Origin of the sequence: Pseudomonas parafulva (assembly GCF_002021815.1) — a bacterium.
In the GTDB taxonomy this organism is placed as follows: Bacteria; Pseudomonadota; Gammaproteobacteria; order Pseudomonadales; family Pseudomonadaceae; genus Aquipseudomonas; species Aquipseudomonas parafulva_B.
Genome location: NZ_CP019952.1, coordinates 2113311 through 2131800 on the forward strand (window position 1 = coordinate 2113311; position 18490 = coordinate 2131800).

The window sequence follows — 18490 nt, forward strand, 5'->3', positions numbered from 1 at the left end:
CATTGCAGCGACCCTTTTATCCGTCAAGCGTGAATCAAGTCACAACCTGATAGCAAGGCACATAAGCCGCCCCACCCGGCAACTTCATCCGATGCTGGTCAACGAATGCCTGCAGCAAACGCCCCAGCGGATCCAACACAGCGCTGTCACCGCGAATCTGGTAGGGCCCGTGCTCTTCAATCAGGCGAATGCCCTTGTCCTTAACGTTACCCGCCACAATCCCGGAAAACGCTCGGCGCAAATTGGCCGCCAGTTCGTGAGGTGGCAACTCGCGACGCAGATCCAGGTCAGCCATGGCCTGGTGAGTGGGGTCGAAGGGTCGCTGGAAGCTCTCTTCGATCCGCAGCAACCAGTTGAAATGGAACGCATCGTTGCGCTCGCGACGGAACTGTTTGACCTGCTTGAGCCCTTCGACCATGTGGCGCGCCACTTCAGCCGGGTCGTCAATGATGATCTCGTACAACCGATGCGCTGCCTCGCCGAGCGTTGCGCCGACGAAGGCATGCAATTGCTGCAGGTAGGGCTCTGCACTGCGTGGGCCCGTCAGCACGACCGGGAAGGGTACATCCTGGTTATCCGGATGCATCAGGATACCCAGCAGGTACAGGAATTCTTCTGCCGTGCCTGCACCGCCCGGGAAGATAATGATGCCGTGACCAACCCGCACGAACGCCTCCAGGCGCTTCTCGATATCTGGCAGGATCACCAGTTCGTTGACGATCGGGTTGGGCGCCTCGGCGGCAATGATGCCCGGTTCCGTCAGGCCCAGGTAGCGACTGCCCTGCATGCGCTGTTTGGCATGGGCAATGGTGGCACCTTTCATCGGGCCTTTCATGACGCCAGGGCCGCAACCGGTGCACACGTCCAGCTTACGCAGGCCCAGCTCATGGCCCACCTTCTTGGTGTACTGGTATTCCTCGGTGCTGATCGAGTGACCGCCCCAGCACACCACCATCTTCGGCTCGACGCCAGGACGCAGGGTGCGGGCGTTGCGCAGCAAGTGGAACACGTAATCGGTGATGCCCTGGGAGCTTTCCAGATCGATGCGCTGGCTGGCCAGCTCGCTTTCGGTATACACGATATCGCGCAAGGCGCTGAAGAGCATCTCCCGGGTACTGGCGATCATTTCACCATCGACGAAGGCATCTGCCGGGGCGTTCAGCAGCTCCAGGCGAACGCCTCGGTCCTGCTGATGGATGCGCACTTCGAAATCCTGGTAGGCCTCGAGGATGGTCTTGGCATTGTCGACATGGGCGCCGGTGTTGAGGATGGCCAGGGCGCACTGGCGGAACAGGGTGTAAAGAGTGCCGGAGCCGGCTTCGCTCAGTTGCTGTACTTCACGTTGGGACAGCGTTTCTAGGCTGCCTTTGGGGCTGACGGATGCATTGATGACATGGCGTTGGGGCATCTAAGTCTTTCCTGTGCGGGTAAAACATCCTTCTTTGACCACACCATACCGAGAAATGGAAGCGGCAACGAGAGGCATGCAAAAAAAGCCCGGCACTTCATGGCGGCCTCAGCGGCGCGCGTTGCGAAACAATCACCCCAGCAGCCGCTGCACGGCCAGGGTAATGGCCAAGCCGCCCCCAAACAGCCACACGTTGAGGATTGCCCCCATTGCCAGCACGCGAGGCCCGGCGTGGCGTATCTGTTCGAAGCGGGTTTCCATGCCCAATGCCGTCATGGCCATGGTCAACGCAAAGGTGTCCAGGCCGTTGACGGCTTCGCGCAGGCTCAAAGGTAGAACCTCCAGCGAATTGACCGCTACCAGTGCCAGAAACCCGAACGCAAACCACGGCACCGTGAGCCGACCCTTGCCTGACGCCAAGCCGGATTTTGGGGTACGGCTGATCCACAAGCCAACCAGTAACAAGACAGGCACCAGCAGCATCACACGCGTCATTTTCACGATGGTTGCCACATGGCTGGCATCAGGGCCAAGGGTACTGGCGGCGCCGACTACTTGAGCCACTTCATGGAGGGTGCCGCCCAGCCAAAGCCCAGCGGTCTGGGCATCCAGGTGCAGCCAGCCAGCCTGAATCAGAAAGGGATAGAAAAACATCGACGCCGTGCCGAACAGCACCACGCTGCCTACGGCCACTGCACTTTTATGCGGCGCGCTGCGCAGTGCCGATTCAAAGGCCAAAACGGCCGCAGCCCCGCAGATGGCGCTGCCCGCAGCTGTAAGCAGAGCAGTCTCGCGGTCAAGCCCGAGCAGTTTCATGCCACACCACAGTCCTATCGCCAATGTGCTGCTGATCACCAGCAGCGAGATCACCAGGCCAGGCCAGCCAACGTGTGCAATTTCCTGCAAGCTGATCCGCAGGCCGAACAAGGCGACGGCAACCCGGAGCAGGGCCCGGGCGCAGAAGTGTATGCCCTGTGCATAGCAGGCCGGCAGGCGATCTTTCAGCACATTGCCAACGAACGCGCCGGCCACGATGCCGAGGATCAACGGGCTGAGGCCAAGCTGGACGAAAAGGGGTAGGGCAGCCGCTTGGCTGATGCCCAACGCAAGGACGGTAACCAAAAGCACACCCTTGAGCGTTGCGCAGCGGTGCGCGGCAGGTGCGTCAGATGGCGTATAAGGGGCAGGTGTCATGGAATTCTCCAGCAACTGGAATCAATGAGCACCACGGTATGTTGGTTATAAGCTTATGAAAAATCGTAATTAGGGATGAAAAATATCCATTTAGCTGATAGTTTTTTGGGATGACTCCAGAGCAGCTTATAACTTTCGCCGTCGTCGCCGAGCACGGCAACATCAGCCATGCCGCATTGGCCCTGCATCTGTCTCAGCCGGCGGTGTCTGGCCAACTCAAACTTCTGCAGGAGGCGTTTGGCGAGCCTCTTTATCACCGGGCAGGGCGCGGGGTGCGCCTGACAGCAGCGGGTGAACAGCTACTGGCGTATGCGACTCGTCTGCGCGATACGTTCGATCAGGCGCGGTCACTTCGCGAAGCGATGCGCGGCCTTCAGCGCGGCACATTGCGGATCGGTGCCAGCACTACGCCTGCAAGCTACGTGCTGCCGTACCTGATCGCCCAATTCAAGGCACGCTACCCTGAGGTGGTGATCACCACCATCCAGGGCAACACCGCCGAAATCGTCGCCGCATTGGGTGACGTGGACTTGGCGTTGATAGAAGGGCCGCCGGGGCGAGACCTGCCCGTGGGCACTGGCGTGACCGAGTGGCTGGAGGACGAAATCGTCGCCATCGTCCCGGTTGCACACCCCTTGGCTTGCGCCGGACCTCGCGCCTTGAAGGAGGTGGCCGACTTCCCAATAGTGCTGCGTGAGCAGGGCTCGGGCGTGCGTCAGGTCGTCGAGCAAGCGTTTGCCAACAGTCAACTACAGATGCGGATTGGCCTGGAGATCGCCGGCGTGGAGGGGGTGAAGGAAGCAGTACGCGCCGGTATGGGCGTAGGTTTCGTGTCTGCCATGTCGATTCGTCACGAAGGGATGGTTTTGCGCAAGGTCCAGGTGGGGCCGCGTTCACTGCTTCGCCGGTTTTCGATAGTCCTGCCCCACGCAGGTTCACCCTCTCGAGCGGCTGCCCGCTTTCACGAGCTTTGTGTGGCCTTCTCCGGGGCTTCGACCCATGTTTCACGCACCACCGGCAATTCATGAAACATGCGCCCGTCCCTGCAGACATCGCCGCAAGGCAGCCCGACTGCCACGCGGCACGTGTGCTGTCAGGGCCGCCGCTACCTCATCAGAAGTCGTCTTTCGGGCTCTTCTTGAAGGTCCAGTCGGTATGCTTGCGGGCTTGGAGGAAGCTGTTGCAGTTGGCGGTAAAGGTATTGCGATTGGCCTCTTTGGACAAATCCGCCAGAATTTTCTTCTGCATCTGCGGGGTGCAGTTCTCAGCGGTCGGCTCGGGCACCGTTTCTTCACTGCAGCCTGCGAGCAAGGCTGCCAAGCCCATTGCCGTGACCAGCTTTGCCAATTTGATGTCCATATCGCGATCTTTCTCCTGGTGTGCTGAAAGGGCAGGTGATTGTTGAACCGGGCAGCATGATACGTACACGGGCCTAGCAATGCCACCTGCAGAAAGTCACGCGCCTACGTTGAATACGTGCTTCAAATAGGCCACGAAATTTTCATCCCGGCACTGCGTCTTGCCTGGGCTGTCCGAAATCTTGGCCACCGGTGCACCATTGCAGGCCGTCATCTTGATCACCATGTTCATCGGCTCGACCCCCGGGATGTCGCAGGTCAGGCGCGTCCCGATGCCAAAGCTCACGTTGATGCGCTCGTGCAGCGCGCGGTAAAGCCCAAGCGCCTTGGGCATGTCCAGGCCGTCTGAGAAGATCAGGGTCTTGGTCTTCGGGTCGATACCCAGCCGGTGGTAGTGCGCGATGGCTTTCTCCGCCCACGCCAGCGGGTCGCCCGAGTCGTGACGCAGGCCGTCGAAGAGCTTGGCGAAATAGAGGTCGAAGTCCCCAAGGAAGGCATCCATGGTGATGCAGTCGGTCAGCGCGATACCGAGCAGGCCGCGATACTCGCGCACCCAGCACTCCAAGGCTGCAGCCTGGCTGTCCACCAGGCGAGGACCCAGCTGCTGGTGGGCCATGAACCATTCGTGGGCCATGGTACCAATTGGCCGTAGCTCGTATTCCCGGGCCAGGTGCACGTTGCTGGTGCCGACGAAGCGGCCTGGGAAATCGCGCTTGAGGATGTGCACCACCTCTTCCTGCACCCGATAGGAGAAGCGTCGACGAGTGCCGAAATCCGCCAGCTGAAAGCCCGCCAATTCATCACTGCTGGCCTGGGCCTTGAGCCAGTCGAGGTTGCGGTACAACTGTTCGCGTACCTGCTCGATCACCACCTCCCGGTAGCGGTAACGGTTGCGGACTTCGCTGATGATCGCCAGCAACGGGATTTCGTACAGGATGACGTGCAACCAGGGGCCGCGTACGCGTATCGCAAGCTGGCCGGCGTCGTCCAGGCCAACATGCACGTAGCGCAAGTTGAAGCGGAACAGGCTAAGAAAGCGAATGAAGTCAGGCTTGATGAAGGGAATCTTCTCAAGGTAAGCAAGCTGATCCTGGGTGACGGTGACTTCGGCGAGTTGCTCGACCTGGTAGCGGATTTCTGCGAGATACGGGGCCAGGTTCTCACCGTTGCGGCAGCGAAATTCCCACTCCACCTCGGCATTGGGGTAGTTGTGCAGCACCGCCTGCATCATGGTGATCTTGTAGAAGTCGGTGTCCAGCAGGTTCTGAACGATACGGGGGCCAAATACGCTGTCACTCATGCTGCTTGCTCCTTGATCAGGGCCAGTTGATGGTCGAGGGCCGACTCGTCGCCGCACAACTTCACACCGTCGGCAGCCAGGGCGCCGCAGGCCTCTATCGCGCCGGCCTGGCTCAGGGCGCGGCAGGCCGGTAGGTACAGCAGCACCTCGAACCCGGCCTGGCGCAATTGTCGGGCAGTGGTGCGCACGCAGTAGTCCAGTGCAAGCCCGCCAACGATCACAGCACCCACCTGATGCACCTTGAGGTATTCGATGACGCCGGTGGAGCGGCGCTCAGCCAAGTCGTGGTAGCAGGCACCATAGGGATGCAGGTCGGGCTCCACGCCTTTCCACACGAAATAGTCGTACTCGATGGGGGCAGGCAGGCCTGGCAGCAGCTCGAAACCGGGAGTGCCAGGGACGCAATGGCTGACCCAGGTGAGGTCCGCGTTGGCCAGGGTCAGCGGCTGCAGCATCTGCGTGGCTTGGGCCACTACCCACGCGGCATTGGCGGGATGCGCATCCTTGCTGCCCAGTCGCAGGTCGGCCCGCTGTGCCATGACGTTGAGGTCTGGTGCGATTTCATGACCCTCGGGGACTGGGAGTTCCTGGGGCGCATGGCACGTAAAGCCTATTTGTGCGTCGACATCGAAGCTGGCGATTTTCATGGAGGTTCTCCTCGCTGGAATGGCTACATAATCCACCTGGTGTTGTATATGTGTCAAGCATCCATTATCTGGACGTTACGGCCGATTTACTTATTCGCTCTGGTGAACTATAAAAGGCTTCGGTCAAGGAGTTACGAGTGAGTACAGCTGAAGTCCTGGCAAGCGTCGACATCGTCGCGCTGCGCCTGCCGCCCGGCAGCGAGCACCTGCAGGTGCTTTTGCATCGCCGTGAGCGAGAACCGCATCAGGGCCAATGGGCACTGCCTGGGGTGATCATCAATGGGCGCACGCCTGATACCAGCCTCCAGAGCGCAGCCCATCGCGCCTTGAGCGAAAAAGCGCGCGTCCAGCCACACTATCTGGAGCAAGTCGGCACTGAAGGCAATGCCTTTCGGGATCCGCGGGGTTGGTCATTGAGCACCTGCTATTTGGCGCTGTTGCCCGCCCGCCAGGAAGTCAAGGATGAGCAACTAGCCTTTTTCGACCTCGCCGACGTGGCTGATAGCAGGGTGCTGCTGCCATTCGATCACAACTTGTTGGCGCGCCGAGCCTGTGAGCGGCTCGCGGCCAAGTCCGTCTACAGCAGTTTGCCGTTGTACCTGCTCGACACCCGGTTCACCGTGCTCGACGCGCTGGGGGCCATGCAGGCGTGCCTGGGCCAGCCTGTAAATGCAACGTCGCTGCGCAAGCGCCTGGAGCGTTTGCGCGTGCTCGGCTGGGTCAGGGACACAGGCGAAAAGAATCAGCCACCCATGGGGCGTCCGCAGCAACTGTACCAATACATGGCGCAAGGGCAGGGGCCATTCATGTTCGACCGTAGCCTGCTGCCGGAGGGCAGTTAAGCATCCCTCTGGCAGATTGACTGCGCGGGGCGGTCAGCGCTGACATTGAACGACTAATCAATCTCAGTGGAACGAACCGCGAATCAATGCCTCTTATCCAGAGATGGCTGGCCTGTGCCGCGGATTCCCCTGACATGAGATCGCTTCAAACCCCTCTAATCGACGACGCCTCCACACCGCTGAGCTTCCTGCTCAATGGCGGTGAGATTGGCCGTCTGCTCCAAACGATGAACTGGGAGAATTCGCCACTTGGGACGCCGCATGGCTGGTCCCCGCACCTTCAGGCCGCCATGGCCACATTGCTGCCAGCGCAGACCCAGGTCGTGTTGTTCTGGGGCCCGGATTATGTCGCGCTGTACAACGATGCCTATGCGCCCACTATTGGTCATAAGCACCCGCAAGCCCTCGGGCGCCCGGCGCGCGAGCACTGGGCCGAACTGTGGGACGACCTCGAACCGTTGCTGCGCGGTGTGCGTGAAACAGGACAGACGTTTTCGGCCAAGGACCGTCCCTTCTACATTGAGCGCCGAGGGCACGGTGAGACAGTGTATTTCGACGTGTCGTATTCCGCCGTGCGCGAGGCTGATGCAAGCGTCGGCGGGGTCTTGTGCCTGGTCACCGAGACCACGGACCGCGTGCGTTTCCACCAGCGCCAGGCTTTTCTCCTGGAATTGAGCCGTACATTGCCTGGGCTGGGTGATGCCGCACGTATCGAGTCGTATGCGGTTCAGCGCCTGGCCCAGGAGTTGGGCGCAGCCAGGGTCTGCTTCGGTGAAGACAAAGGCGACGGTGTTGGTTTCAAAGTCAGCCATGATTGGTCCGATGGCGTGGCGTCCTTGACGGGCACCCATTCGTACATGACGTTCGGCGCCGACTTGTATGAGCAATTGAGCGATGGCAGGACCGTTCAGCACAGGTACGAACAGCCTGAGCCTTGTCTGGCGGGCATAAGCACCGCCTTGCATGCCCCTGTGCTACGGGGTGGGCGACTCGAAGCAGTGTTAGGCGTTCATTTCAGCGATGCGCGAGGGTGCTTCGAGGAGGACTGTCAGCTTGTGGAGGAAACCGCCAAGCAAGTGTGGGCTGCAATCCTCCATGCTCGTGCCGAGCAGGCGTTGCACTTGCTAAACCAGAGCCTTGAGGAGCGGGTTGCCACGGCGCTGGCCCAGCGCGAATCAGTCATGATGCAACTGCACGAAGCCCACAAGATGGAGATGATCGGGCAATTGACCGGCGGTATCGCCCACGACCTCAACAACATGCTCACGCCGATCATTGGGTCGTTCGAGCTGCTGCGCCGGCATCCACATGCCGAGCGCGCGCCCCGGCTGATCGACGGGGGCCTGCAGGCAGCAGAACGGGCACGCAATCTGGTCGCTCGCCTGCTCAGCTTTGCACGCCGTCAGACACTCAAACCGCAACCGGTGTCCTTGGCAGCACTGGTCGAGGACATGCACGAGTTGATGGCGCGTTCGCTCGGACCCACCATTGCCGTGCATGTGAACATCGACCCGTCGTTGCCCTGCGTCGTGGTGGATCCTCACCAACTGGAACTGGCCCTGCTGAATCTGGCGGTCAATGCCCGGGATGCTATCGGCGGCGCCGGCCAGCTGCAAATCATTGCCGGTGATGACACCTACTGCCTGACACCCCCCGAGGACCTTGCGGGCAAACGTCTGGTATGGATTCAGGTCAGGGACAATGGCTGCGGCATGGACGATGAACAGCTCAGGCGGTGCATCGAACCCTTCTTTTCTACCAAGGAGGTGGGCAAGGGGACTGGCCTGGGCTTGCCCATGGTCCAGGGCTTGGCGGTTCAATCCGGCGGAGGGTTCGAGATCCAGTCCACGCCAGGGAAAGGCACCCAGGCGACATTGTGGCTGCCGGCCAGCGATGCATTACCCACCCATCGCGATGCCGAGGCTTGCGACGGACCTGTGGCCGAGCGTCCAAGCCGGGTGTTGTTGGTGGACGACGAAGAGATTGTGCGTCACGCAACGGCTTTGCAATTGCGCGACCTGGGCTATGAGGTGACCGAAGCGCCAAGTGCCGTGGCCGCTTTGCGCTTGGTGGAAAAGGGGTGGCTGCCTGATGTGTTGGTGACCGACCACGTCATGCCGGAGATGACCGGTGTACGCTTTGCCCAGCAAATGCGCCAGCATCACAGCGAGCTGCCGGTGCTGATCATCACGGGCTATGCCAATTTGACGCCGCGCCAGCTAAGCGGTTTCGAAGTGCTGCGCAAGCCTTATCGACGCGCCGAACTCGCCCAGAGCGTGGCGCGCCTGCTGGCCGGAACTGCCCTTAACCGAGGCTGAAACGCAAGCTTTAGCCCGCTTGCACGCTGCATGTCCTATCCGTTTCGGACAAGGCCGTCGGTGCCTGTTGCGGCAGGTACAGGGTGAAGGTCGTGCCCTTGCCCTCGACACTGCTGACCTTGATATCCCCCCCGGACTGCTTGGCGAAACCGAATACCTGGGACAACCCCAGCCCAGTGCCTTGCCCGGCGGGTTTGGTGGTGAAAAAAGGGTCGAATATCCGCTCGAACAGCTCCGTGCTGATGCCAACTCCCGTGTCGGTGACGGAAATCGCGGCATACGCGCACGGATCGGGAACCTCATCGCGGCTGACCGGCAGGTGCTGGTGGGCTTGGAGGCGCACGCGCACGGTGCCCACACCGGCCATAGCATCGCGGGCATTGAGCATCAGGTTGATAACCGCCGTTTCCAGTTGGCTGATGTCGGCGCGCACGTGGCACGGCGAAGCAGGCAAGTCCAGCTCGACGTCAATGCTCGCACCTGCTGCGGTATCGAACAGGTCGGCCATGGCTGCCAGCCGAGCCGCTGCGTCGAACACCTGCGGATGCAAGGCCTGGCGCCGTGCGAAGGCCAACAGTTGGCCGGTCAACTTGGAGCCGCGCTCGACCGTCTCGACCATGGTGCGTAGATAGCGCATGCGCCGATCGTCGTCCAGGCCCGGACGCTGCAAGAAATGCAGCGAGGCATGGATGATGGTCAATATGTTGTTGAAATCGTGCGCCACACCCCCTGTAAGCTGGCCGATGGCCTCAAGCTTCTGGGCCTGACGCAGTTCCGCTTCGGTGTGCAGCAGTTGCGTGGTGCGGGTCTGCACACGTTGCTCCAGGCTGGAGTTGAGCGCCTCGAGCGCGAGCAAGGCGGCCTGCGTCTCGCCCGTGGATTGGGCATGCTGGATATGCGCCCAACTGCGTTCGGTCACGTCACCGAGCAAGACCCGCTCGTATTCGGTCCACGCGTGCGCTGACGCGCTGTTGACCGCCATCAAGGCGGTGAGCCTTGCGCCTTTTATCAGCGGCACGCAGCACGTGGCATTGATCCCAAGGGCTGCAAATACAGCCGCCTCGGACTCGGGAAGTGCCTGCCTGCAATCATCGAGCGCCAATGTCAGACCGCTGCGCAGTCGTTCGTTCACCTGCTTGCCAAAAGCTCCCAGGCGATGCTCTCCGATCAACGAGGGGCTCGCGTCGGTCACCGCTTCGCCACAGACCGTGAAGGTGTCATCGTCAGCTTGCATGACCGCATAGATACAGCTTGATAGCCCTAGGTGCTCAGCGAGCAGGCGCGTGGTCGTTGCCAGAATCGCCTCAGGGTCTACCGCTTGTGCCACTGCCCGGCCGAGGGTGTCCAGAAACGCCAGGCGTTGGTTACCCAGCACGGTGGCCGTGGTTTCGGTGACGGTATCGAGCATTCCAAGCACATTGCCATGCAAGTCACGAATTGGGCTGTAGCAGAACGTGAAGTAGGCACGCTCCGGCCCGTTGTTACGGTCGATGACCAAGGGGAAGTCCTGGATGTAGACCGCTTCGCCTTCGAGGGCCCTGTCGGCCATGCAGCGGATATCGTCCCATGCCTCCTGCCAGACCTCTGCAAACGGTACCCCCAGCGCCACCGGCTTGCGCCCCAGAATCGGGAGAAAGGCATCATTGTGGAAGGTCAGCAGATCGGGCCCCCACAGCACAGCCTGTGGAAAATGCGAGCCCAGGCACAGCGCCAAGGTGGTCTTGAGGGTATCGGGCCAGTTTTCCAGCGGACCCAACGAGGTGCACGTCCAGTCATGCCCAAGAATGCGGTCGGCCATCACGCCGCCGCCTGCTAGCCACTTCGCCATCTGCTCTGCCGGTCATTGAAACAGGGTGCTCTAGGGTGCACCCTGAAGGCACGATTGGCGAGCGTTTTATGGCGCTTGGCCAGTCAGCGAATGAAGTGCACCTTGCCCACGTCATCGTTGCCGGTGTAAATCCCGTAGACACCGGCCTGACGCTCGAGAATGTAACGCTCGAGAATCTGCCGGATGGCGGGGTAGTAGATGTCATCCCACGGGATCTGCTCTGGTTCGAAAAACCGATAGGCCAGGGTTTCCGGTCCATACTGGCCCGTTTCCTCGGTGACGAAGGCGCGGAAGATGATGTAGACCTCGCTGATCTTCGGCACGCTGAAAATGGAGTAGGGGCAGACGATCTCCGCCCGTACACCGCTTTCTTCCCACACTTCGCGCAGCGCCGCCTGTTCGGTGGTCTCGCCGGCTTCCATGAAGCCTGCCGGCAGCGTCCAGGTGCCGGGGCGAGGGGGGATGGCGCGTTGGCACAGCAGGTATTTGCCGTCGCGCTCAATGATGCAACCGGCAATGATCTTCGGATTGATGTAATGAATGTAGCCGCAGCTGGCGCAGTGCAGCCGTTCATGGGTGTCCCCCGCAGGTGTGCCCTGGGCCAGCGTCGTGGTGCAATGAGGGCAGTAGCGGGGAGCACTGGGCATGATCAGCGACCTATGCGAGGTTCCTTGAGGGCCAGGGGAGCGACGATCTCGCGAACCTTGGCGTTGTCGTCTTGTTTCTGGCGCAGATAGTCCAGTGCAACCTTGGCGGCGGCACGCACGTGATCGACCGAGGCCTGGTGAGCTACCAGGGGGTCGCCGCTTTTGATGGCCTCGACCATTTTTTCCATTTCCAGGTTGCTGGCACCACGGCGGTTGGCCTGGGATACCGATGTGGCACGCAGGTAGCTGATGCGCGCCTGCAACTGACGAAGCTGCTGCGCCGCGACCTGGTTGCCCGAACCCTCGAGCAGCACGTCATAGAACCCTTGCACCGACTCGAGCACCTGCTGCAGCTCACCTTCTTCCAACGCCTCACGGTTGACGTCCAGGGCTCGTTCCAGCGCGCGGATGTCCTTGGCCTTGGCATTGAGCGTGAACAGCTGCACGATCAGGCCTTCGAGTACGCAGCGCAACTCATAGATGTCGCGTGCATCTTCAAGGGTGATGATCGCAACACGCGGGCCTTTGGCGTCGGCGAACTCCACCAGGCCTTCGGACTCCAGGTGGCGCAGGGCTTCACGCACGGACGTGCGGCTGACGCCAAGGCGGTCGCACAGATCGCGCTCCACCAGGCGGTCGCCTGGGAGCAGGTGGAAGTTCATGATCGCGCCGCGCAGTTTGTCGAGCACGATTTCGCGCAGGGTGACGGGGTTGCGATTGACCTTGAAGCTGTCGTCCAGTGGCTGGCGTTTCATCGAGTGCGCTCTGAATGAGGCTGCCCGGCCACGACCGTAACGGGGCACCACGACCCTGGGTGCTCCTTGCGTGGGTACGAACAGCCCGGTGTTAACGGGTGGACTCCGCGTCGGCCTCGGCGAACGCTTCCCGGGCCAGGCGGAAACTGTCCACCGCCGCCGGGACGCCGCAATAAATGCCGACCTGGAGCAGAATCTCGCGTACTTGCTCGCGGCTCAGGCCGTTGCGCAAGGCGCCGCGGATGTGCAGCTTGAGCTCGTGCGGCCGGTTGAGTGCCGAAATCATGGCCAAGTTTATCATGCTGCGCTCTTTGAGCGACAAGCCTTCGCGGCCCCAGACATGGCCCCAGCAGTACTCGGTCACCAGCTCCTGCAGAGGCTGGGTGAATGCGTCGGCATTCTGGATCGACCGGTTAACATAGTCTTCGCCCAGGACCTGTGTGCGAATCTGCAGACCTTTTTCGTACTTTTCATTGCTCATGTACGCTACTCCGGAATAAAACAGGGGCGCTAAGGAGAGTTAGAGGCCAGCGCGCCCCTGAAAAAGTCGCGCCTCAGCCCAGTGGGGGCAGGGCGCCCAGCTTACCCTTGTGGTACACCATGGGCGTCATCGGGTCGGCGGGCAACACCAGGTTTTTAACGGCGCCCACAATGATTGCATGGTCGCCGCCGTCGTACTCTCGCCACAGCTCGCATTCGATGATCGCCGTGGCGTTGTCCAGCAGCGGGTTGCCCAAGGCGCTCAAGTGCCACTGTACGCCTTTGGCCTTGTCCTTGCCTTTGCCCGCGAAGGCGTAGGCTTCGGCCGTCTGGCCTGCCGACAGCAGGTGAATGGCGAACTGCTTGCTGTCGCGCAGGATCGGGTAGGTGTCGGAGGCGTAGTTGGGGCAGAACAGCACCAGCGCCGGGTCGATCGACAGCGCGCTGAAGGCACTGGCAGTGATGCCGACGATGCCACCCTCGGCGTCCAGGGTGGTGACGACCGTCACCCCGGACGGGAAGGAGCCCATCACGTCTTTGTAGATGCCAGGTTCGATCATCGGTGTTACCTCTTAGCGCATCACGAAGGGGTCGGGCATGGGGGCGGTGGACAGGTTGATCCACACGGTTTTCAGCTCGGTGTAGGCCAGCACGGAGTCGATGCCGCTTTCGCGTCCGTAGCCGCTGTTCTTGAAGCCGCCGATGGGCGCCATGGCAGATACGGCGCGGTAGGTGTTGACCCAGATGATCCCCGAACGCACGTCGCGCGCCAGGCGGTGGGCTCGACCCAAATCGCGGGTCCAGATACCGGCGGCCAGGCCGAACTGTGAATCGTTGGCAATGGCCAGCGCCTCTTGCTCGGTCTTGAAGCGAATGACGGCCGCCACCGGTCCAAACACCTCTTCCTGCATGATGCTCATCGAGTTGCTGTCGCATTCGAACAGCGTTGGCTCGTAGAACCAGCCCTCGCCGTCGACCTGGGCCCGTTTACCGCCCAGGTGCAGCTTGGCGCCTTCGGCCTTGGCCGCGGCGACCAGTTGTTCGACCACGGCCAACTGCTGTGCAGTGGCCATCGGGCCCATCTCGCTGGCATCGTCCTGGGGGTTGCCAATGCGAATGCGCTGGGCACGCTCGATCAGGCGCTTGACGAACTCGTCGAAGATTTCATCCTGCACCAGCAGGCGCGACCCGGCCACGCAGCTTTGTCCGGACGCTGCATAGATCCCCGCCACGGCACCGTTGATGGCGCTGTCGAGGTCGGCGTCTGCAAAAATGATGTTCGGCGACTTGCCGCCGAGTTCCAGCGACAGCTTGGCGAAGTTCTCGGCGCTGCTGCGCACCACATGGCGAGCGGTGGCCGCACCGCCTGTGAAGGCGATCTTGCGCACCAGCGGGTGACGGGTAAGCGCCGCGCCGGTGCTCGGGCCGTAGCCTGTGACCACGTTGACAACGCCAGCCGGAAACCCTGCTTCCAACGCCAGGCGCGCCAGTTCCAGAATCGTCGCCGAGGCATGCTCTGAGGGCTTGAGCACGATGGTATTGCCAGCGGCCAGGGCCGGCGCCAGTTTGATCGCCGTCAGGTACAGCGGGCTGTTCCACGGGATGATCCCGGCGACCACACCGATAGGCTCGTGCACGGTGTAGGCGAACAGATCCGGCTTGTCCAAGGGCAGTGTGCCGCCTTCGAGCTTATCGGCCAGGCCTGCGGTGTAATGGAAGAACTCTGGCAGGTAACCCACCTGACCGCGGGTTTCGCGGATCAGCTTGCCGTTGTCACGGCTTTCCAGCTGGGCCAGGTGTTCCTTGTTCTCGGCGATCAGGTCCCCGAGACGGCGCAACAGCTTGCCACGGGCTGTAGCGGTTATGCCCCGCCAAGCCTGGCTTTCGAATGCCCGCTGGGCGGCTTGTACCGCCAGCTCCACATCGGCTTCGCCTGCGTCCGGCAGCTGCGCCCAGGGCTGTGCGGTGGCCGGGTTCAGGCTGTCGAAGGTCTTGGCGCTCTGCGCATCGCACCATTGGCCGTCGATGCACATCTGAAAACGAACGAGGCTCATGCCACAATCCCCTTGGCTGATTCGGTCAGGCTGCGGGCTTTGGCGAGAAAATCCAGCAGCATCTTGTTCACTTCGCGCGGTGCCTCCACCGGCATCATATGCCGCTGCTCGGCCAGCACCACACTGTGCGCACCCGGGATACGGGCGGCGAGCTGGCGGGCCATGGCCGGCGTCGAGCCGGTATCGAGCTCTCCCGTGGCGATCAGCGTCGGCACCTGGATGCTGCCCAGGTCACCTGCGCGGTACATGTCCTGGGTGGCAAACAACGAATAGGTGGTGTGATAACCCTGTGGGTCGTTGCTGGCCAGCACTTGACGGATGGCAGCCACCTGGGCGGGGTTCGCCGCCTTGTACTCGCGGCTGAACCAGCGGTCCAGTGCCGCCTCGACATTGGCGTCCGGGCCCAGCTCTGCTGCCTGAGCGGCACGGGCGATGACCCCGGCGCTCTGTTCGGGGCTGCGGTTGAAGACGCTGTTGAGCACCACCAAGGCAGCGATGCGCTGGGGGTAGTGCAGGGCGAAGGCACGTGCGACCAGGCCGCCCATGGAGAAACCGATGACGATGGCCTGGCTCAGTTGCAGGTGATCGAGCACCTCGGCCAACTGGGCGGCATAGCCTTCGAGGCCGACGTCGGCCGGGGGCAAGGCACTCTGGCCGTGGCCGAGCATGTCATAGGCAATGACGCGGTAGTCGTTGGCCAGGCCAACGATCTGACCGCCCCACATTTCCTTGTTCAGGCCCACGCCGTGAATGAGTACCACGGGTTGACCCTGACCGACGGACAGGTAACTGGTGCCGGCGGGGGTGCGTTCAGCGACGGGCTGAATCATGAAGGGCGCTCCTTTGAGGTCGGGCGTGACGAATTGATCGCCACACCCAGGCCCGGCTTGATTGTTGTTATTGAGCGTTGGCCTTCTCGGCCGCCAGTTCTTCCAGGTCGATGTAGCGGTTACCAATGCGTGGGTGCAGGCGGCCGCCATCGGCAGCGCCAAGGACCACCACGATTTCATCGGCGCGAGGTGCGTCCTCGATCTGCATTTCCAGGGTGATGTAGTGCGAACGCAGGCCTTCGTCGTCTTTTTGCATCATCGGAATCTGGATGGACGTGCCAGGGCCACCGCGCTTGTTGGTAAAGCTCAGGTAGCTTTTGGCCTGCACGGCTTCGCGGTAGTGGTTGCCGAAGCGCAGGGTATGGATGACGGCCGATGCGTGTTCGATTTCACCGTCAGCGCCCACCACTGCCGCCTTGCCGTAGGCCTCGATCTTGTCGGCACCACCGATGGCGGCGGTCAGTCGCTCGACCATCAGCGCGCCGAGTTCCGAGCAATGCGCGCGGATTTCGGGCTTGAGGTCGTCGACGAAGCCACGGCCAGCCCAAGGGTTCTTGATGACCACCGCCAGGCCCACCATGGTGACCGGCGTGTCAGTGGCTTTGCCACCTTCGATCCGGGTCTCTTCGGAGTAGGTGACGATCTTGCGAATTTCAAAACTCATGGGGGGCTCCTGTACGGTGTGATCAGATCTTGTTGTCTGATGGTATACCATAATATTTGTTCTGCAAGCACTGCGTGGCGTTTTCTCATCCCACCGAGACGAAAGGTGTGCTGATGTGCAGGTCTGCACCGCATCTGTATCGAGCGCGCGGGGGCGGTACCTGTATTTGGGCTGAAAAAAACCCGCTCGCGCATGGCCAGACGACCCGCGCGAGCGGGCATGCCCCGCAAAGAATCAGGTAAAGGGAATTCAGGTGAATGCCGGGATCACTTCCTTGATGAACAGCTCCAGCGATTTTTTCTTCTCGGCGTGGGGCAAGCTGTTGTCACACCAGAAGCTGAATTCATCGACGCCCAGTTCCTGGTAGTACTTGATGCGCGCGATGATTTCTTCCGCAGTGCCGATCATGGTGTTCTTGCGGATGTTCTCCAGCTCGAATGCAGGCACTTCGGCGAACTTCGCTTCAGGGCTGGGCTCCAGGAAACCATTGACCGGCGTGGTCTTGTTGCCGAACCAGGCATCGAACGTGCGGTAGAAACGCGAGATGGCGCTGGCGCCGACCTTCCAGCCGTCCGGCTCTTGCGGGCTGTGTACGTGGGTGTGACGCAATACCATCAGTTGTGGGCGCGGCACGTCGGGGTTGTTGTCCAAGGCGGCTTGGAACTTGTTGCGAAGGTCCAGCACTTCCTCGTCGCCCTTCATCAGCGGCGTCACCATCACGTTGCAGCCATTGGCCACGGCGAAGTTATGCGAGTCAGGGTCACGGGCCGCGATCCACATGGGTGGAGTGGCATTGAACGGCTTGGGAACACTGGTGGAGGTCGGGAACTTGTACACCTCGCCTTCATGGGCGTAGTCACCCTCCCACAGCTTGCGTACCACAGGCACCATTTCGCGCAGCGCCTTGCCGCCATCGGTGGCTGGCATGCCATTGGCCATGCGATCGAATTCGAATTGATAGGCGCCACGGGCCAGACCCACCTCCATGCGCCCGTTGCTGATCACATCGAGCAAAGCGCATTCGCCGGCGACGCGGATCGGGTTCCAGAACGGGGCGATGATGGTGCCAGCGCCCAGGCGGATCTTCTCGGTGCGCGCCGCCAGATAAGCCAGCAATGGCATGGGGCTTGGCGAAATGGTGTATTCCATGGCGTGATGTTCGCCGATCCACACGGTGCTGAAACCGCCGTCTTCGGCCATCAAGGTCAGTTCGGTGAGGTCTTCGAACAACTGGCGGTGGCTGACCTGTTCATCCCAACGTTCCATGTGCACGAACAACGAAAATTTCATGGGCAATTCCTCGGACTGGGTAGTGTCACCCGGCGTACAGCCGGGTATCGCAGCGGACAGCGCAATGCTTTGCGCCAAGTGCGTTCAGGGGGGGCAGAGGTCAGGCGAGTGCAGGCAGGCTGGCCATCTTCCCGCGGCAGTACACCATCGGCAGCGGCGCTTGCTCCGGCACGATCAGGTTGTGCACTTTGCCCACCATGATTGCGTGATCGCCCCCTTCGTATTCGCGCCACAGCTCACATTCGATCACGGCGGTAGCACCGGCGAGAATGGGGTTGCCCAGCGCGCTCAACGACCACTCGATGCCGGCGGCCTTGTCCTTGCCCTTCTTGGCGAAGGCGTAGGCCTCGGCCTGCTGATTGCCGGATAACAGATGAATGGCGAAGCGCTTGTGCTTGATCAGCACCGGGTAGGAGTCGGACGTGTAGTTGGGGCAGAACAGCACCAGGGGAGGGTCCATCGACAGGGATGAGAAGGCGCTGGCGGTCAAGCCAACGACCGAGCCGTCGTCGTCCAGGGTGGTGATGACGGTAACGCCGGAGGGGAAGGAACCCAGGACGTTCTTGTAGACGGTTGCGTCGATCATCTGATGTACCTCTTTAAAGCTGCGGTGGGCCGCGGTTTTTATCGTTGATGTGTCTGATGGTATACCGTAATACCTTTTTTGCAAGCACATTTTTAGACTTGGCTAAAACCACGATGAATGGTCCAAACCCGCGTATTTAAAGGGGTAGAAGCGCTCATAATCACTTTTCGTTAATGGCTGAATCGGATCAGCTGACATTTAGAAATGCGGATCAGTATTGTCAAAAATTTGGAATACCATAATATGGTCTTCAGCTGAGAGGCCGCCTAGATGCGGTTTCCTTACAACG

The 18490-nt window shown here is 61.2% G+C and carries 18 protein-coding genes; 3 read left to right on the top strand and 15 right to left on the bottom strand.

Annotated elements, in window-relative coordinates; all coding sequences use genetic code 11:
- Positions 1-34: 34 nt before the first annotated feature.
- Positions 35-1408, bottom strand: a complete 1374-nt coding sequence (ppnN, locus tag B2J77_RS09575; protein ID WP_058638370.1) for a nucleotide 5'-monophosphate nucleosidase PpnN — start codon at positions 1406-1408, stop codon at positions 35-37.
- A 132-nt stretch (positions 1409-1540) separates the two neighbouring features.
- Positions 1541-2602: a YeiH family protein gene (locus B2J77_RS09580; RefSeq protein ID WP_078478505.1), complete on the bottom strand. Its 1062-nt coding sequence runs from the start codon at positions 2600-2602 to the stop codon at positions 1541-1543.
- A 110-nt stretch (positions 2603-2712) separates the two neighbouring features.
- Between B2J77_RS09580 and B2J77_RS09585 the strand changes: the two genes are divergently transcribed.
- Complete coding sequence (locus B2J77_RS09585) at positions 2713-3630, top strand: LysR family transcriptional regulator (protein ID WP_078478506.1); 918 nt, start codon at positions 2713-2715, stop codon at positions 3628-3630.
- An 85-nt stretch (positions 3631-3715) separates the two neighbouring features.
- Here the strand turns inward: B2J77_RS09585 and trbK are convergent, their stop codons facing one another.
- The 3 genes from trbK to B2J77_RS09600 all read right to left on the bottom strand — a co-directional run bounded on the left by trbK (position 3716) and on the right by B2J77_RS09600 (position 5907).
- Positions 3716-3961, bottom strand: coding sequence for an entry exclusion lipoprotein TrbK (gene trbK / locus B2J77_RS09590; protein WP_078478507.1), 246 nt, complete (start codon positions 3959-3961; stop codon positions 3716-3718).
- A 96-nt stretch (positions 3962-4057) separates the two neighbouring features.
- A complete protein-coding gene (gene pncB / locus B2J77_RS09595) occupies positions 4058-5260 on the bottom strand; it encodes a nicotinate phosphoribosyltransferase (RefSeq protein WP_058605906.1) in 1203 nt (400 codons plus the stop codon).
- Positions 5257-5907 carry an isochorismatase family protein gene (locus B2J77_RS09600; RefSeq protein ID WP_078478508.1) on the bottom strand — a complete coding sequence of 217 codons (651 nt, stop codon included), beginning with the start codon at positions 5905-5907 and terminating at the stop codon, positions 5257-5259. The genes pncB and B2J77_RS09600 overlap by 4 nt, the downstream gene beginning before the upstream one ends.
- A gap of 137 nt (positions 5908-6044) precedes the next feature.
- On the opposite strand from B2J77_RS09600, the gene B2J77_RS09605 reads away from it, so the two are divergent.
- Together B2J77_RS09605 and B2J77_RS09610 are read left to right on the top strand one after the other, a co-directional pair.
- A complete protein-coding gene (locus B2J77_RS09605) occupies positions 6045-6749 on the top strand; it encodes an NUDIX domain-containing protein (RefSeq protein WP_078478509.1) in 705 nt (234 codons plus the stop codon).
- A gap of 134 nt (positions 6750-6883) precedes the next feature.
- Entirely contained in the window at positions 6884-9067 is a 2184-nt protein-coding gene (locus B2J77_RS09610) for a response regulator (protein WP_078478510.1), read from the top strand.
- A 10-nt stretch (positions 9068-9077) separates the two neighbouring features.
- Here the strand turns inward: B2J77_RS09610 and B2J77_RS09615 are convergent, their stop codons facing one another.
- The 10 genes from B2J77_RS09615 to B2J77_RS09660 form a co-directional block, all read right to left on the bottom strand.
- On the bottom strand, positions 9078-10895 hold the full coding sequence (locus B2J77_RS09615; RefSeq protein WP_078478511.1) for an ATP-binding protein: 1818 nt from the start codon (positions 10893-10895) through the stop codon (positions 9078-9080).
- An 83-nt stretch (positions 10896-10978) separates the two neighbouring features.
- Entirely contained in the window at positions 10979-11542 is a 564-nt protein-coding gene (locus B2J77_RS09620) for an NUDIX hydrolase (protein ID WP_058638363.1), read from the bottom strand.
- A 2-nt stretch (positions 11543-11544) separates the two neighbouring features.
- Positions 11545-12297 carry a GntR family transcriptional regulator gene (locus B2J77_RS09625; protein ID WP_058605900.1) on the bottom strand — a complete coding sequence of 251 codons (753 nt, stop codon included), beginning with the start codon at positions 12295-12297 and terminating at the stop codon, positions 11545-11547.
- 91 nt (positions 12298-12388) lie between these two features.
- A complete protein-coding gene (locus B2J77_RS09630; protein WP_058638362.1) occupies positions 12389-12778 on the bottom strand; it encodes a carboxymuconolactone decarboxylase family protein in 390 nt (129 codons plus the stop codon).
- Positions 12779-12851: 73 nt separating this feature from the next.
- On the bottom strand, positions 12852-13337 hold the full coding sequence (locus B2J77_RS09635; RefSeq protein ID WP_058605899.1) for a flavin reductase family protein: 486 nt from the start codon (positions 13335-13337) through the stop codon (positions 12852-12854).
- 12 nt (positions 13338-13349) lie between these two features.
- On the bottom strand, positions 13350-14831 hold the full coding sequence (locus B2J77_RS09640; RefSeq protein WP_058605898.1) for an aldehyde dehydrogenase: 1482 nt from the start codon (positions 14829-14831) through the stop codon (positions 13350-13352).
- Positions 14828-15661, bottom strand: coding sequence for an alpha/beta fold hydrolase (locus tag B2J77_RS09645; RefSeq protein ID WP_058638360.1), 834 nt, complete (start codon positions 15659-15661; stop codon positions 14828-14830). Before B2J77_RS09645 ends, B2J77_RS09640 begins: the two co-directional genes overlap by 4 nt.
- Before the next feature lie 67 nt (positions 15662-15728).
- Positions 15729-16325, bottom strand: coding sequence for an amino acid synthesis family protein (locus B2J77_RS09650; protein ID WP_058605896.1), 597 nt, complete (start codon positions 16323-16325; stop codon positions 15729-15731).
- 249 nt (positions 16326-16574) lie between these two features.
- Positions 16575-17615 (bottom strand): LLM class flavin-dependent oxidoreductase, encoded by a 1041-nt coding sequence (locus B2J77_RS09655; RefSeq protein WP_058605895.1) that lies wholly within the window; start codon positions 17613-17615, stop codon positions 16575-16577.
- A gap of 100 nt (positions 17616-17715) precedes the next feature.
- Positions 17716-18201, bottom strand: a complete 486-nt coding sequence (locus B2J77_RS09660; protein WP_023535123.1) for a flavin reductase family protein — start codon at positions 18199-18201, stop codon at positions 17716-17718.
- Positions 18202-18490 lie beyond the last annotated feature (289 nt).